At 60.6% G+C, this 14,667-nt stretch carries 16 protein-coding genes; 5 read left to right on the top strand and 11 right to left on the bottom strand.

Annotated elements, in window-relative coordinates:
• Positions 1-27: 27 nt before the first annotated feature.
• The 4 genes from NKK52_RS15835 to NKK52_RS15820 all read right to left on the bottom strand — a co-directional run bounded on the left by NKK52_RS15835 (position 28) and on the right by NKK52_RS15820 (position 3,201).
• Positions 28-1,002: a L,D-transpeptidase family protein gene (locus NKK52_RS15835; RefSeq protein WP_023681079.1), complete on the bottom strand. Its 975-nt coding sequence runs from the start codon at positions 1,000-1,002 to the stop codon at positions 28-30.
• Between the two features lie 316 nt (positions 1,003-1,318).
• On the bottom strand, positions 1,319-1,576 hold the full coding sequence (locus NKK52_RS15830; protein ID WP_023681080.1) for a hypothetical protein: 258 nt from the start codon (positions 1,574-1,576) through the stop codon (positions 1,319-1,321).
• Between the two features lie 220 nt (positions 1,577-1,796).
• Positions 1,797-2,000, bottom strand: coding sequence for a hypothetical protein (locus NKK52_RS15825; RefSeq protein WP_023667962.1), 204 nt, complete (start codon positions 1,998-2,000; stop codon positions 1,797-1,799).
• Positions 2,001-2,289: 289 nt separating this feature from the next.
• Positions 2,290-3,201 carry a LysR family transcriptional regulator gene (locus tag NKK52_RS15820; protein WP_023681081.1) on the bottom strand — a complete coding sequence of 304 codons (912 nt, stop codon included), beginning with the start codon at positions 3,199-3,201 and terminating at the stop codon, positions 2,290-2,292.
• A gap of 176 nt (positions 3,202-3,377) precedes the next feature.
• On the opposite strand from NKK52_RS15820, the gene NKK52_RS15815 reads away from it, so the two are divergent.
• The 5 genes from NKK52_RS15815 to NKK52_RS15795 all read left to right on the top strand — a co-directional run bounded on the left by NKK52_RS15815 (position 3,378) and on the right by NKK52_RS15795 (position 9,310).
• Positions 3,378-4,580, top strand: coding sequence for an MFS transporter (locus NKK52_RS15815; protein WP_023681082.1), 1,203 nt, complete (start codon positions 3,378-3,380; stop codon positions 4,578-4,580).
• A gap of 296 nt (positions 4,581-4,876) precedes the next feature.
• The gene (locus NKK52_RS15810) at positions 4,877-5,704 is read left to right on the top strand and encodes a transporter substrate-binding domain-containing protein (RefSeq protein ID WP_023681083.1); all 828 of its coding nucleotides are present in this window, start codon (positions 4,877-4,879) and stop codon (positions 5,702-5,704) included.
• A gap of 144 nt (positions 5,705-5,848) precedes the next feature.
• Positions 5,849-7,129, top strand: coding sequence for an NAD(P)/FAD-dependent oxidoreductase (locus NKK52_RS15805; protein ID WP_023681084.1), 1,281 nt, complete (start codon positions 5,849-5,851; stop codon positions 7,127-7,129).
• A 19-nt stretch (positions 7,130-7,148) separates the two neighbouring features.
• A complete protein-coding gene (locus tag NKK52_RS15800) occupies positions 7,149-8,120 on the top strand; it encodes an amino acid ABC transporter permease (RefSeq protein ID WP_023681085.1) in 972 nt (323 codons plus the stop codon).
• Between the two features lie 626 nt (positions 8,121-8,746).
• A complete protein-coding gene (locus NKK52_RS15795) occupies positions 8,747-9,310 on the top strand; it encodes a sigma-70 family RNA polymerase sigma factor (RefSeq protein ID WP_023681087.1) in 564 nt (187 codons plus the stop codon).
• Here the strand turns inward: NKK52_RS15795 and NKK52_RS15790 are convergent, their stop codons facing one another.
• The 7 genes from NKK52_RS15790 to NKK52_RS15760 form a co-directional block, all read right to left on the bottom strand.
• Positions 9,311-9,487 (bottom strand): hypothetical protein, encoded by a 177-nt coding sequence (locus tag NKK52_RS15790; protein WP_023681088.1) that lies wholly within the window; start codon positions 9,485-9,487, stop codon positions 9,311-9,313.
• A gap of 142 nt (positions 9,488-9,629) precedes the next feature.
• Positions 9,630-9,848, bottom strand: a complete 219-nt coding sequence (locus tag NKK52_RS15785) for a hypothetical protein (RefSeq protein WP_023681089.1) — start codon at positions 9,846-9,848, stop codon at positions 9,630-9,632.
• A gap of 73 nt (positions 9,849-9,921) precedes the next feature.
• Complete coding sequence (locus NKK52_RS15780) at positions 9,922-10,824, bottom strand: class I SAM-dependent methyltransferase (RefSeq protein ID WP_023681090.1); 903 nt, start codon at positions 10,822-10,824, stop codon at positions 9,922-9,924.
• Positions 10,825-10,828: 4 nt separating this feature from the next.
• The gene (locus tag NKK52_RS15775) at positions 10,829-11,806 is read right to left on the bottom strand and encodes a GNAT family N-acetyltransferase (RefSeq protein WP_023714679.1); all 978 of its coding nucleotides are present in this window, start codon (positions 11,804-11,806) and stop codon (positions 10,829-10,831) included.
• Positions 11,807-11,814: 8 nt separating this feature from the next.
• Positions 11,815-12,963, bottom strand: coding sequence for a glycosyltransferase (locus NKK52_RS15770; RefSeq protein WP_023714678.1), 1,149 nt, complete (start codon positions 12,961-12,963; stop codon positions 11,815-11,817).
• A gap of 14 nt (positions 12,964-12,977) precedes the next feature.
• Positions 12,978-13,910, bottom strand: a complete 933-nt coding sequence (locus NKK52_RS15765; protein ID WP_023681092.1) for a glycoside hydrolase 5 family protein — start codon at positions 13,908-13,910, stop codon at positions 12,978-12,980.
• Complete coding sequence (locus tag NKK52_RS15760; protein ID WP_023681093.1) at positions 13,903-14,664, bottom strand: TIGR04290 family methyltransferase; 762 nt, start codon at positions 14,662-14,664, stop codon at positions 13,903-13,905. The genes NKK52_RS15765 and NKK52_RS15760 overlap by 8 nt, the downstream gene beginning before the upstream one ends.
• Between the last annotated feature and the right edge of the window lie 3 nt (positions 14,665-14,667).

Raw genomic sequence — 14,667 nt, 5'->3', positions numbered from 1 at the left:
GACCATCGAGGGATGCGACGGCTTGCGTCACTCGTCCTTGAAAGTCACCTTCATATGTTTTTGGACCATCGAGGCGAGGTCCTCGGCATCCCAGTTCGTGAGCCTGATGCAGCCGTGAGAGAAGGTCTTCCCGATCTTGCCGGGTTCGGGCGTGCCGTGAATGCCGTAGCTTTCGATGGAGAGGTCGATCCAGACTGATCCCACGGGATTGTTAGGGCCGGCAGCAATGGTGAAGGGCCGCTTGGTTTTGACTCCCTTGAATGCAAAATCGGGATCGTAGTGATAGGTCGGGTTGTGCACCACCCTTTGGATCTCTGCCTGCCCACTTGGTGCCGGCTTCTCGTCGCTCCCGATCGAGGCAGGGTAGACGGCAAGCGCTTTATTGGAGGGGTCGAGCACGCGCACCTGATGAGCGCCTTTGTCGACTTCCACGCCGGCAATGGTGGCGGGAGGTTCACCCCGGCCAACATCTGGTACCAGCAGCGTGGTTCCAGCTTTCCTGAATCCGGTGCCTGGGTTTAGCCTCCTGAGCAATGGTTCGCTCACATGGAAGCGCTCCGCCAGCTTCTCGATCGAGTCGTGATAGCCAAGCCTTCTCAGGCGAGCCATCCTCTCCATGCGCCCCGGAATGCGTTTGGTGAAGGGGCCGCGTACATCTTTGCGGGTCAGTTCATAGGTGACCAGAGCTGGGCTGGTGGAGGTTGCCATCAGCTTGTCCCAAGTCGCTTGGGTGAGCTTGCCATCTGGCGCCAGTCCGTTCGACGCCTGGAAGGCCTTGACCGCCTTGGCGAAGTTCTCTCCAAGGCGGCCGTCGATGAGCCCCGGTGAGAAGCGCGCACGATCCAAAAAAATTTGCGCCTTCAGCACGGCAGGATCGAGCCCTTTCGGATCGCCGGCGGAGAATTGCGCCTGATTTACCGCGGCTAGATCCAGCTTGGCCGCCTCCGTCCCGCCGCATGCGAAGGCGAGTGCAATGGCGAGGAGGAGAAGGAGCCTGATCATCGATGTCACTCCTTACGTTAAATCGCACCTGATCTGCTTCTATGACGCGCTGTGGCAGATCTGGTTCCATTCGCCGGTAGGAGGATCATAGGCAACCAGCCTTACGCCGCCGACCGGTCCGCGACGTTCGATGCCCATGCCTTGCCCCTCACGAGAGGCGTTGCTGGCCGCGCAGATCGGCAGTGTAAAAATGGTCTGGCCATCTTGACGTGAGCTTCTACCTTCAAAACTGCCCAATTACCTGGACCGGCAGTCAAATGGTCTCAGGCCAGCAATGAGGAGATGCGCTGGGAACCCGGCTCGTCGGGCGGGTATTCTATTGATCTTCGGTATCGACAGATCCATGTTCCGTCGTCACTGTGATCGCGTTGTCGCCCGCGATTGCCCTAGCGTATTCGAAGCGCTCCAACTTCTGTTCTGCCGACAGGCCTTTGAACATCGCGGTGGCCGAGTTCGTGATTTTGAAGTCGCCGCAACTCGGACAGCGAAACTCCCGGATGTCGCCAACTGTCTCCGAATTAACGAGTGCCTGCTCATCTGTGATAGGGCAAATTGCGGCCATCCAAGCCATCATGGTCCTCCGTCCTAAGGCCGTCCTCGATTACCCAAAAGGCATCGTCGAGTGCAAAATCCATTCTACCGACGCTCACCCCACTAGAGTACTCCACCGAGTAGATTGCGCTCTCCACTCTCCAACCCGGAATGTCGATTAAAGCCGAGTTCCTCGGCGAGCGATTTGCTGGTGAGCGGTAGGCGCTCTCGCTCAGGAGCCTCTCCCAAACGATCGGAGATGTTCATGTAGCGTCGGGCAGGACCGAAGGGCCGGAACGTGGCGTTTTCATCTCTTCGGCAATCACCAGTAGCGCCTCCAGAGCGACGGCGATCCCCGACATCACCGTACTTATGTCTGCGCTGCCGCCGAGCGTCGAAAGTTCGGCCGCTCGCGTTTGCATGCTTTGGCTCAGCTCTTGTAACTTCAGGCGCAGTTCGTCATCCATGTATGCTCTCCAAGCTTGACGCTGGAGGAACGCGCCTGCTTACAACCCGTTCCGCCGGTAGCCGCAGAGAACCAGAGACACCGCAGATGCTACAACTCGCGCTGTGGCGGCGCTTAGGATGGGCGGTGGATTGAGCCTCAGCGACTGACCGTCGGCAAATAGCGGATGCTTCAGTCTCGAAAAGGTGCTGGACGGCTCGATATGCACCGGCCCTTGGCCCTGGGTGCTGGTCCCATGCACAGTAAGGCCGTGCAAGTGCGCGCGGCCTCTGGGCTCAACATTCCAGTCGTCATGGTCCGAAGTTGTCCCAAGGTGGGTTCTCACCAAAGTGGGCGGCGAGAAGCGTCACGAAGCTTTGAACTTTGGCGGAAAGATGCCTTCTTGACGGGTACATCGCGTAGATCGACCGGCTTACCGGCTTGAACTGGGGCATCACTGTCTCCAGCTGGCCCGAACGAATGGCTTCTCCAACAAGGAAAGTGGGGCAAAGTACTATGCCTGCTCCACCCAGCGCCGCATCGCGCAGGAGCTGCCCGTTCGTTGCCGTCATCCGTGCAGTGATTTTTACCGCCACTTGCCCCTTTGGTCCGTCGAACCGCCATTTTCCGCGGCTGGCGCGCAACGCGTAGTCCAGACAATCATGGTCGTGGAGATCCGACGGCTTTGTGGGACGCCCGCGTCTGTCCAGATAATCGCGCGAAGCGCAGACCACCTCGCGTGACGGCGCGATTCGGCGAGCAACCAGATTGGAAACCGTGAGTGGAGCGATGCGTACCGCGACATCCAGGCCCTCTTCCACGATGTCAACCACACGGTCGTCCAACACCAACTCAACCGACACCTCCGGGTAGACCGCGAGATATTCTGCAACGACTCTCCCAAGGTGCATCGCGCCGAAGGAGATCGGCGCGCTGACACGCAGTGAGCCGGTCGGACGTGTCTTGCTCTCGGCCGCGCTCGTACGAACTTCCTCGACATCCTCGATTATGCGCAGACTGCGCTCGTAGACGGAGGCGCCGAGCTCTGTCAGGCTGATGCGCCGGGTCGTCCGGTTGAGAAGGCGTGCGCCAAGCCACTCTTCCAGCATTTGGACATGCTTGCTCACGGCCGCTGGCGATAGTCGCATCCGCTTGGCCGCTCCAGCGAAGCTGCCTTCACCGACGACGTTGGCAAACACGGTCATGCTGGTCAGCCGGTCCAACTGCAATCACCTCTTTCATTCACGTTTCGTGAATTCACCATCCATATCTCCCTCGATTATCAATCCGCAGTGGACAGATTATCTGAAACCAGGCCGGGATCAATTGCCCGATCCGTCTCTCTAACGTTTGCCCGAAACGTTGGCGTCGAGTGCCTTCTCGCGGGCTGGAGGTGATCATGTCTCTGACCAAAGCAGCCCTTCGGGAGAAAGAGGGAGCCACTTTTCGCATGTGGCTCTCCGTGCTCACTGTATCGCTGGGTATTTTTTCGATGATCACTGCGGAGCAACTCCCTGTGGGGCTGATTCCGGCAATTTCTTCCGAGTTGAATGTCTCTATTGGGAGTGGCGGTCTCACGGTGACGATACCCGGCGTAATTGCGGCGTTCGCTTCTATCGGTTTGCCGTTGGCAGTGGGGAGGCTCGACCGGCGTATTCTGATGGCGGGCCTGCTCGCGGTAATGGCTGCGGCGAGCGTGATTTCAGCGCTCGCAACGAACTTTCCCGTTCTGCTCGCGTCCAGGCTGCTCGTCGGGATCACCATCGGTGGCTTTTGGGCGATAGCCGGAAGCATCGCAGTACGCCTTGTTCCTGGACCGTCCGTGCCGCGCGCCATGACTATTGTATTCGGCGGTGTAAGTGCCGCTGCGGTGCTGGGCGTGCCGGCCGGCACGATCATCGGTGATCTAGTCGGCTGGCGCGGCGCGTTCTGGTCTCTCGCCGGCCTGAGCTTTGCCATACTGCTCGCCGCCCTGCTTGTGCTTCCGAAGCTGGAGGCGGCGCAGCCTGTGGAGGTGAAAGCCCTGCGTGCGCAATTGCGCAATCCCGCCCTCCTGTCGGGCGTGGTTGCGACCGCACTGCTGGTGGCTGCCCACTACGGTGCCTACACTTTCGTGAGCCCGGTGTTGCTGGAGGTCTCGGGCGTCACTGCAGGGAGCATAGGTTGGTTACTGTTGGGGTATGGCATTCTCGGAATGATTGGCAACGCCGTCGCAGGCGTCTGGGCCGCCAAATCCGTCGGTCGCACATTGGCCTGCATCGTCATTGGGCTCGGCGCCACGCTGGCTCTCTTCCCGTTGCTCGGGGTCACGCCGCTCACAGGAACCATCCTGCTGCTGGTGTGGGGCTTCGCGTATGGCGCGGCGCCCATCACGCTGCAGACGTGGGTGCTGAGTGCAGCACCAGAAAGCGCGGAGACCGCGACGGCCATCTACTGCTTCACTTTCAATCTTGCCATCTCCGTGGGTACCCTAGCGACCAGTCAGATCGTCGACACGATGGGCGTGAACAGGGTCCTCTGGGTCGATTCCGCCATCCTCCTGCTGGTGCTGCTGCCGGTGTGCCGCGCACCCATACTTAACCGGAACATCGGAAACTCGTAGACAGCAAGCCATCCTGTGCCGCCATCTGTCTATGATGCTGTGTAGGTTGAAGTAGACCTTCGTTCCTCTGTCTTGAAAGTCACGCGCGTCACATCAAACGCGGGTTCCGCCGCACCGTGCGGTGCCGATGCTTTGCGCCCCCGGAGGACAACTGGCTACTTGAAAAAGGACTTGATCCCCTCGTTGATATGTGTGCTGATATGAGATCGATCTCATGCTGCGCTCTCAATTGCTGTTTCTCTACGGGAGCGCGCTCTGGGAAGCATGTCTGAATGACGATGAAGAGGGAGGTTCAAGTGAGGAAATTGATCGCGTGGCTGGCCTTGGCCACTACCACGCTCGCGTTCGCGTCTGCGGCGTCGGCGGGTGAAACCATCGACCGGGTTACCTCGAAGAAGGCAATGGTGGTCGCCACAAACAGCGGTTGGCCGCCGCAGAGTTTCCTCGACGACAGTAATCAGTTGGTCGGCTTCGATATCGACGTCTCGAAGGAGATCGCAAGGCGCCTCGGTGTGGAGGTCAGTTTCGACACGCCGGACTGGGCGACGATGACGGGCGGCCATTGGCAGGGACGCTACGATCTGGGTGTCGGCTCGGTGACGCCGACCAAAGCGCGGGCCAAGGTGATCGATTTCGAAGGCATCTATTATTATAGCCCCTACGTTTACGTGGTTCACAAGGACAGCCCGGCCAAATCGGTCGCCGACCTGAACGGCAAGATCATCGGCGTCGAGACCGCCACCACGTCGGAGGATTTCATCCGCAGACAACTCGAGATCGATGCTCCCGGCCTGCCGCCCATCGAATACAAGCTGAAGCCCGGTGAGATCAGGACTTTCGCCGACTCAATGCTGCCGTTCGACGATTTGAGGCTTGGCGACGGCGTGCGCCTCAACGCGGTCATCGCACCAGAACAGACGGCTCAGAACGCGATAAAGAACGGCTACCCGTTGCGTGTCCTGGAAGGCGGCTATGCCTTCCGTGAGCCGCTGGTGGTGATCGCGGAAAAAGGTGATGCCGAGTGGAATGCCAAGATCGGCGGCATTCTCGACGAGATGAAGAAGGACGGTACCCTCGCGAAACTGACCACCAAGTGGTACGGCAAGGATTACAGCGCCGACTGAGGAGCGTCGTGGATAAAGCTTGAGCGGGATGCATTCAATTGAACATCCCGCTCCATCTGTTTTGTTTCAGCCCCATTTCCACGACACCGGGCGGCTCCGCCTGCCTGCAAAATGCTCTAGTGCCGCCACCTCATCGTATTGATCATGACATGTCCTGACACCTATTACCGACGCACGCTTGCTGACAACACCATCAGACCGCCGCTGAGCGGCGTTTCCGAGTGCGAGACAGTCGTTGTCGGCGGCGGACTGGCCGGCCTGACGACGGCGTTGCAGCTGGCTCGCGCCGGCCAGCAGGTCGTCGTGCTTGAGGCGCAGCGGATAGGCTTCGGCGCTTCCGGTCGCAATGGCGGCTTCGTCAATCCCGGTTTCGCCACCGGCACCGACAACATCGCCGCGATGGCCGGCGTCGACGCGGCACAAAAACTGCACCGCCTGTCCATCGAAGGCGTCGACTTCGTGCGGCAGACGATCCGCGATCTCGACATCAAGGCGGCAGAGCCGCGCTCCGGTATATCGAGCGTGCTTCGCCACGATGGTGGCGCCGCGCTCAAGGCATATGCCGAGCAACTGGCGCGGGATTTCGACTATCGGCTCGACTATCTCGATCGCGACCAGGTGCGAGCGGTGCTGCATTCGGATCGCTACCACCAAGGCCTGCGCGATCCCAGCGCCTTCCACATGCATCCGCTTAACTATCTGCGCGCCGTTGCGGGCGAGATCGAACGGCTGGGCGGCAGGATATACGAGAGAACGGCTGCCGTTGAAGCCAACCTTGACGGCGCCGAAAAGGTCTTGCGCACCGACAGCGGCGAAGTGCGCGCCCGCCAGGCCGTAGTTGCCACCGGCGGATATACGGGCCCACTGGTCGGCCGGCTGCAGCGGGCATTCCTGCCTATCGCCACTTACGTTATGGTGAGCGAGGAGGCGCCTGACCTCATCGCCAAGGCGATTACGACGACCGACGCCGTCGGCGATAACCGTCGCGCAGGCGATTATTACCGTGTTGTCGAAGGCGGCAGGCGGCTGCTCTGGGGAGGGCGCATCACCACCCGGGCAGCCTCATCGGGCGTGTTGGCGAGGCAATTGCGCCGTGAGATGGTCACTACTTATCCGCAGCTCGAACACCTCAAGACCGAACTCGCCTGGTCCGGGCTCATGTCTTATGCCCGGCACATGATGCCCCAGATAGGCCCGTTGCAGCCGGGCGTCTGGTACCTCACGGCTTTTGGTGGCCATGGCATCAACACCACGGCGATCGCCGGCAAGTTGATCGCCGAAGCCATACTGGGACAATCGGACCGTTACCGGCTGTTTGCACCATTCGGCCTTGCCTGGGCGGGCGGCCCGGCTGGACTTGCGGTTGCGCAACTCACCTACTGGAAGCTGCAGGCGCAGGATTGGTGGCGCGAGCGGGCCCGCTGACCGCAGGGAGATCGAAGACGTGATCGGCCGACTATTGCTCAACCACCCGGACGCGGCGCGCCGCGTTGGCGTGTTCTTCGTGCTCGCCGCCATCGCCGCCGGCCTGTATGGGCTCGGCATCAAAGCCAGTTGGCTCGGCAAGCTCGTTCCGGGGTCGGTCGAGTGGCTCGCCGCCAACCCGGACGTCGGGCGGGCGGTCTCGGCGGTGCTGATCGCATTGATCTTGGTGGCGAACTGGAACGCGCTGCGGTATCTCAGCCGCAAACAGCAGATTGTGGCAGTCTGGATAGAGCTGTTCGTGATGCTAATGTTGTTTTTCTATTCCTTCGACTTGTCCTTCGCGTTCATCGCCAAGAAGATCGGCTTCCTCGTCTCGAAGGGTGTGGTGACGACCCTCTACATTTCGGCCATTTCGATCGCCATCGCCACCCTCGTCGCCTTCGTTGGCGCCATCGCCAAACTTTCCCGCAACGGCGTGGTCTATGGCTTGGCGACCTTCTATACCTCTCTGTTTCGTGGCTTGCCGTTGCTGATGCAGATCTACATCATCTATCTCGGCCTGCCGCAGATTGGCTACGTGATCGGCGCCGTGCCGGCCGGTATCATGGCGCTGTCGCTCTGCTACGGCGCGTACATGACCGAGATCTTCCGGGCCGGCATCGAAAGCATCTCGCGCGGCCAGACCGAGGGTGCTACGGCACTCGGCCTTAGCGCTAACCAGACGATGTTCCTGGTCATCCTGCCGCAGGCGATGCGGGTCATCGTGCCGCCGACCGGCAACCAGTTCATTGCGATGCTGAAGGATTCTTCGCTGGTCTCGGTGGTCGGGGTCTGGGAGATCATGTATCTCGCACGCACGCAGGGCCAGACCGAGTTCCGCCACATCGAGATGCTCATCACCGCCTCGATGATCTATTGGCTGCTCTCGATGGGGCTCGAGTTCCTGCAGTCGCGGATCGAAGACCGGTTCGGGCGCTCACTCAAGCGCTGATCGTCATCCGTGATTTTCGCCAAAGCGAGTTGCACAGCACCGCAACAGCCAGCTTCGGAGAGCAGCTGCAGATTGTACGCCACAGCACGCCGTTCGGCGACGCCGTCAAGGGTGAATCAACCCGGTATTTCATCGGCTTAGCCTGATCGGAGGGCAGAATAGAGCAAGTGCTGGACGAGCATGTTCGTTGGCCGACTGCCCGGCAACTTCGACCGATTGCTGGATTTCACCCGCGCCAACAAATCGATAAAATCAACGACTTTAACATGTCCTCCGGGCCAACCATTATCGCTATGTATCGATGGTAGCCGAGTTCGCCACGTGGTTCGCCAATAGGTTTGTCAGGCAGTGGTTTGCGCGTTACCAGCCGCACGACTCGGTCCATGCCCTGCACAGCCAAACGCACCGGCGAGGCTTCCCGGGAATGAAGCTCAGCATGGTGTTTCGTTCCCTTGAAGTGGGCGTGTTTGGGGGAAGACCGTAGTCGGCGCGTTCGCGCCCGATGGAATTTTCGAAGAGTTGTTTCCAACGGCGGGAACGAACCAAACTTCCATGCATTTAGCTCTGGCTTCGTTCATTCACTCTTTCTTCTGGGAGCTGGACCATTGTCATCCGGAGGCTATCTCTTGGCCGACCAACAAACCAATGACGTTTCCATCGTTGATCTGATACCTGCCCTGCGGGCTTTCGCGCGCACCTTCTGCCGCGTTCCAGACGATGCCGACGATCTGGTGCAGGAAACGTTGACCAAAGGGCTCGCCAACATCGACAAGTTCGAACCCGGTACACGCATGAAGTCGTGGCTCTTCACCATCATGCGCAACACCTACTACACCCGGATCAAGATCGCTGCACGGGAAGCGCCAGGCCTTCTCGACTGCGCGTCTTCGAGACCGATTTCGGAAGCTACCCAGGAATGGACCGTTCAGAGCAAGGAAGTTCACGGCGCCATCCAAAAGCTGCCCGAACATCAGCGCGAGGTGCTGATGCTGATCGGCGTTTTAGGAGTGGGCTACGAGGAAACCGCCGAAATCTGCGGCTGCGCGGTAGGGACGGTCAAGAGCCGGCTGAACCGTGCCCGCGCCAACATCCTTGAGCTACTCGGGGAGAGCTCTCTGCAGACATTGATAGAGAGACGAAATCAGCTGTCGGATGGTCAGCTCGATATAGAGGTCGACAACCGCAGATAGTCAGCTCTTCACGTCTCGCCGACGCTTCTCGACGAGAGCGTTTTGCAATTCGATCGCCAGCTTGGAGAGGCGGTCCGGTATCTTTTCCTGCTCTATGGCGGCCAGGAGGGAAGCAATCTCCTGATCCACTGCCATCTCGACACGCAGATCCGTGGTATCGTCGCTCGAATGAGACATCACGTTCTCTTGATAGCATCCCTAGATCCAAGTCTGATGATGAGCGCTCGGCACTACAAGGCGTTGTCGACCGCCGAGAGGCTCACCGGCGGCCCTTGCACAGTTTTTCCTCCGTGCCGCGGCAAGACGCGGCGCGGTGGCGTCAGTCCTTCAGCAACCGGTTTGCGGCGTGATCCTGAAATTGATCGGACTTGATTCGATTGCCGTCCAGCCCGCGCTCTCGGCCATGTTGCTTCCTGTCGCGGTTGGACAAAACCGCGTTTTCCTCGATCTTGTCCTTGTCCAAGGTGGTCATTGCGCCGGCGCCGGCACCTTTGCCTTGGCTGCCTTGGCCGAAATGCTTTTTGCCGCCGGATGCCATGATCTCCTCCTTCGAATCCAGGACACCGATCGGTGCCGACGCCCGAACCGGCATCGCGCTGTAATGTTCCGTCTCACCCAGCAAGCAGGAAGGCGTCGCCATCCCATGACCGAAACGGCTTCTCGCCGTCGATGACGACCCGCAATTGGTGAGCTTGCGCAAGACGGCCGATGTCGGCCCGGTCCAAAGAAAGCGATCCGCGATAAGAATAGTTCAGCAATGCGAGCCGGCCCGGCCGTTTGAGAACGCGCGCAATTTCATCGAAAAGCCGCTCAGCCATGCCGGCCAGGACCAGGTAGGGAAAGCTGTCGACCGCCAACACGCAATCGAAACTGTCGTCGTCGAAGTCGGCCAGATCGAGACCGGAGGTTTGGCGCAGTTCGACATTGCCGAGCGCTTCGCATTGCTCGGAGGCGATAGAGATCATCCGCGATGATATGTCGATGCCGACCATCCGCTTGAAGGAATTGGACAGCGCGCGCTCGAAACGTCCGATGCCGCAACCGATGTCGAGAATGTCTCGTTCAATTCCGGTGAATTCTCGCGCCTCGAGCCATTCAACGATTTCGTCGGTCATGGCTGTCAGCCGCTCGTCATCGCCAAGGGATCCTAACTGGACACTTGCGGCTGTCGAAATTGCTGCCGCGGCATCAAAACTCGAGGCCAGCCTCCTGACCACGGCGACATCCGTCTCGCCGTTACCGCGTTCATGCCGAACGGCGCCGCCTGTCGCTCGCAAAGTGGCAAGGACGCCCGGTTTGTGGCGCAGCAGTCCAGCGACCTTTCGCAGTCTTTCAGCATCGCCGGTATCCGCCGGACGGACTTTCAGCACGACCTCCGCCAATTCCGCCGCTTCAATTGTGGGCGGCAGGTGAAGCGCCAGCCTGACGAGAACAGCTTCGGCGCAGGCACCACCGGCCACACAACCTTCGACCGCCCGTCTGACCGATGTCCGGCGCTGCGCGAGCACACTCATGACATCAACTCCGCGTCCAGATCCTCCGCATCGTCCACCTGTCGACGGCGCCCCAGCCATATTTGTAGGCTTCCTGGCCGCGCAGGAAGTCGAACTCGCGCGCATCCTCGCGGATCGACTCCGCGATCGCGTGGCCGATCAGGATCGCACCTGGGCTCTCCTCGGCATAAGCAGGATCGAGGCCGCCGAGATAGGCATAGGCGCGGCCGCGGTGGTGAAATCCGTAATAGGCGGCGACAGTCGTGCCATCGATCGCGAGCAACCAGCATCGGACCAGACCGTGAGCATCGAGCAAGGGAAGTGAAAGCCCATGGAAGTGCTGCACGGCGGGGTCGGCCAATACACCACCTCCATGTCCAACCCAGCGTGCATGGTGCAGGCGGATCAATTGGTTCAGGAAGTTCTGGTCGCCCCGGGCTGACGCCAACGCGAGCCGGCCGCGTCTGCACGCCGCTTGGCGCGCCCGGCGCAACTGGCGCCTGCGCCGAGCGGGAACGCAGCCGGCCAATGTTTCGTCGCCGGCAACAGCAAGCACGGGGCAGGCTGCATGAATTGCCGGCCTCTCGACCGTTAAACCGGGATGCGCGATCGTAAGACCGGCACTGTTTTGCGGCAGATCAGACAAGATCCATTGTGACCACCCGACGGAGCAGATCGTTTCGGCAATTGTGGACACGACCGCCGCCTCGATATCTCGGACAGCCAGGATGTCCAGATAATCGCTGAGCGAAATACCGACCGGAAGCAGCTTCGAACCGGCCGTTCCATGCTCGAGATAGAGTGGCGCCAGCCCGACCAGATCGCCGCCACGCCAGACCGCGACTGTCGCCAGTTCACCGGGTGCGAATGCGCGCCACCATGGCACCAGCCAAGCGGGGGATTGGAACGGCGTCGCAGAGGAGCTCTGCTCCCATAGTTTCCACCAGTGCGGCGTCAAGGCATCGAATTTTACGGGGTCATCGATGATTTCGCTGCGCAACACTGCTTTTCTCACGGTGCCGCAGCGAAGCGCCGGCAATCTGTGCCAAGTTGTGCCAGCGCCTGATAGGCAGCCATATACGACGAGATCATCCGTTCCAGCGAAAACCGCCGTCGCGCCTCCACCCGGCACGCCTCGGCGTCCAGGCTGGGCGCCGCAAGAATGGCTTGGGCCATTTCGTCGACTGTGTTGACGAGAAAGCCCGTCCTGCCGTGCTCGATGACATCCGCAAGCGCGCCATTCGGGAATGCGACCACCGGGGTACCGCAGGCGAGGGCCTCCATGGCGACAAGCGAGCTTGTCTCGGCGGCGAGGCTCGGAATGACCAGACAGCGGGCTGCGTTGAGAAAGCGCCTCTTGGCGTTAAAACCGAGCGGGCCCAGGAAGCGGCGGCGAGCATCAAGACGGGATTGGACCTCGTCGCGAAAGTAGCGCGTATGTGTTTCGTAGGGGTAGACCTTGCCGCCGATGATCAGGGGCACGCCCGCCTGTTTGGCCGCGTCCAGGGCCAGGTGAATGCCCTTTTCCGGGCAGACTCGGCTGAGAACCAGGGCAAAGTCTCGCTTCGGCTGCACCAGGCTCAGTGCTTCGATGTCAACGCCGTTGGGAATCGGCGCCACCAGTCTGGCCCCTGGTGGCGCCGTTTGCTGCTGGGTGGGCGAGACCGCATGGAGCCACAGGTCGTCGCGCGTCGGTCGCAGAGCCTCGGCCGGATACCAGTCCAAGGGCAGGTGGAGGCTCACCAGGGTCGGACCATCGTCGGGCAGATAGGCATGAAAATCGATGCCGTGCAGATGAACCACATCGATCGGCCATCGGGCGCGGGCAGCGGCGATCGCTTTGCGATGAGCCTGCTGCGCGCGGCTCTTCGCCGCCTCGTCGAGCACGCCGTTTTCAGCCGGTATTTCCACAAGGGTACCGCTCGCGCTGGAGCCGCGGCAGCCAATGACGATAGAGCGGTGGCCGGCGCGAACCAGCCCCCGATCGAGAATCGACAGAACCTGTTCGGCACCGCCGACAGCATCGGGTCCGACGGGTGCGAGAGGGTAGGCGACATTGAGGATAGTGAGCGCCGCGGCTGGTTGCGCCTCGGTCCCGTATGCCGCACCACCTGTCGATGATGCCGCTAATTCGTCCAATGTGTCAGGCGTCTGATGCATGGCAGCATGACACTTCACGCTGCCGAGGCCCGCCGCGTCGGGAGCGAAGCGGACGTCATGCCGGGCGCATAGCGGCGGATCATGGTTGCGCAGAATTCCGCGAACTCCTCCGGCACCAGTGGCGGGCTGGTGTGGTGGGGCATCATTCCCCGATGCTGCGGTGTAAAGCAAAAGGTGACCGTCACGTCGAAATCGGCGAGTGCCTCCATCTGCCGGTCGAACCAGTCCAGCGCGTTCGGCCGGAAGCTGTCTGCCCAGGAAAGCCCCGTGCGCATATTGGTGACGCCCAGCCGCTTCATCCAGGCGACGGCATCGTCCAGCCGGGGGTCCTCGAAATGAAACCACTGCACCAGCCCCATTGCGGGCGAGTAGCGCAGGAACTCCTCCAGCGCTGGTTTTGGCGTGCCGTCCTGGCGCAGCAGCCCCATGTGGAAATGTCGATAGTAAGAAGAGCCCTCCGCCTCGCGATGCCGCGTCGTTGCTTCCCATTCGCGCGGAAGATCGTAGAGGCTGTACCACTGGATGCGTGGTGCGTTGCCAATCAGCAACTCAGCGGTGCGCTTGAGCCCCCAAACCTGGATTTCTTCCGCGCCGAAGGTTGATACGCCGACTTCGCTGACCCAGATCGGAAGGTTGGTGACGGTCGCGATCTCGCCGATCTTCTGTGGCCATTCGTGGATCTGCCACAGGTTCCAGTCGAGCGGAAAGCCGTGCACGGCGACGGCATCGACATGGTCCAGCACGCCGAATTCCTTCATGCGGGTGATAAAGCCCGGATCTATCGGCGAGATGCCACCGAGTACTTTCGTCAAAGACGGGTTCTCCGACGCGATTGCGTCAGCCGACAAGATCGCCATCCTGGCAAAGCGGCTCCAATCGGGATCGAGCTCTGGGTCCCAATGCGATTTGTTGTTGGGCTCGTTCCAGATCATGGCGGCTTCAATCATGGAGCTGTCCTTTCGAGGGGTAGATGGCGCCGCCGCCGGCCGGGTCCCCGGCTGCGCGGCAGAAATAGACCTCCTGCTCGGGGTGCAGAACGATCTCGAAACCGGCGCTGCGCAGCATCGCTTCGGTGCAGGCGCGGTTTGGAATCCACCAGTTGGTGGGATCGTCGGCATAGCGGTGCTCGATAAAATGCAGCTTGGGAAACTGCGGCTGGTCGAACAGGTCATGCGTCCAGAAATGATAGTTTTCTTCCAACTCGGGCAGATCCGCGCTGCCGCGCTGCATGGACTGGAAGATCATCAGGTCACGGGCGACATGTTCGCGGATCAGGTCGAGCGCGAGCAAGGGGTGGCGCAAATGGTAAAGCACCCCCATGAACAGCACGACATCGAACGTCTCGCGCAGCGAACCGACGTCGTAGACCGAAAGCTTCTGGAATTCGATCTCGCAATCGGCAACCTCGGCCGCAAAGCGAGCTTGGGCCAGATAGGCGTCATCGAAATCGATGCCGAGGACACGGTCAGCACCTCGCCGTTTCATCTCGATGGAGTAAAATCCTGCATTGCAGCCGATATCGAGTACCGCCTTGCCCGTCAGATCAGCGGGAATGGCATTGGCAAATTTGCGCCATTTGATCAGCGGGTAGTTGCCCAGAAAATGGTTGGGAGCGGTTTGGACGCCGGCAAGTTCCATGTTGTGGAACCATGGGCCGAGCGCATCGATGCGGCGGCGGATTTCGGCATGGGAATGCAGCATGGC

It is taken from the genome of Mesorhizobium sp. C277A, from assembly GCF_040324395.1.
Lineage (GTDB): Bacteria > Pseudomonadota > Alphaproteobacteria > Rhizobiales > Rhizobiaceae > Mesorhizobium.
Note: the sequence above shows the minus strand (reverse complement) of the source record. Positions and strands in the feature narration are given on the sequence as shown.

Bases quoted from the DNA above. Each gene is read 5' to 3' on its own strand.
- NKK52_RS15835 (WP_023681079.1), bottom strand. From the start codon at position 1,002: ATGATCAGGCTCCTTCTCCTCCTCGCCATTGCACTCGCCTTCGCATGC.
- NKK52_RS15830 (WP_023681080.1), bottom strand. From the start codon at position 1,576: ATGATGGCTTGGATGGCCGCAATTTGCCCTATCACAGATGAGCAGGCA.
- NKK52_RS15825 (WP_023667962.1), bottom strand. From the start codon at position 2,000: ATGGATGACGAACTGCGCCTGAAGTTACAAGAGCTGAGCCAAAGCATG.
- NKK52_RS15815 (WP_023681082.1), top strand. From the start codon at position 3,378: ATGTCTCTGACCAAAGCAGCCCTTCGGGAGAAAGAGGGAGCCACTTTT.
- NKK52_RS15805 (WP_023681084.1), top strand. From the start codon at position 5,849: ATGACATGTCCTGACACCTATTACCGACGCACGCTTGCTGACAACACC.
- NKK52_RS15790 (WP_023681088.1), bottom strand. From the start codon at position 9,487: ATGTCTCATTCGAGCGACGATACCACGGATCTGCGTGTCGAGATGGCA.
- NKK52_RS15785 (WP_023681089.1), bottom strand. From the start codon at position 9,848: ATGGCATCCGGCGGCAAAAAGCATTTCGGCCAAGGCAGCCAAGGCAAA.
- NKK52_RS15780 (WP_023681090.1), bottom strand. From the start codon at position 10,824: ATGAGTGTGCTCGCGCAGCGCCGGACATCGGTCAGACGGGCGGTCGAA.
- NKK52_RS15770 (WP_023714678.1), bottom strand. From the start codon at position 12,963: ATGCATCAGACGCCTGACACATTGGACGAATTAGCGGCATCATCGACA.
- NKK52_RS15765 (WP_023681092.1), bottom strand. From the start codon at position 13,910: ATGATTGAAGCCGCCATGATCTGGAACGAGCCCAACAACAAATCGCAT.
- NKK52_RS15760 (WP_023681093.1), bottom strand. From the start codon at position 14,664: ATGCTGCATTCCCATGCCGAAATCCGCCGCCGCATCGATGCGCTCGGC.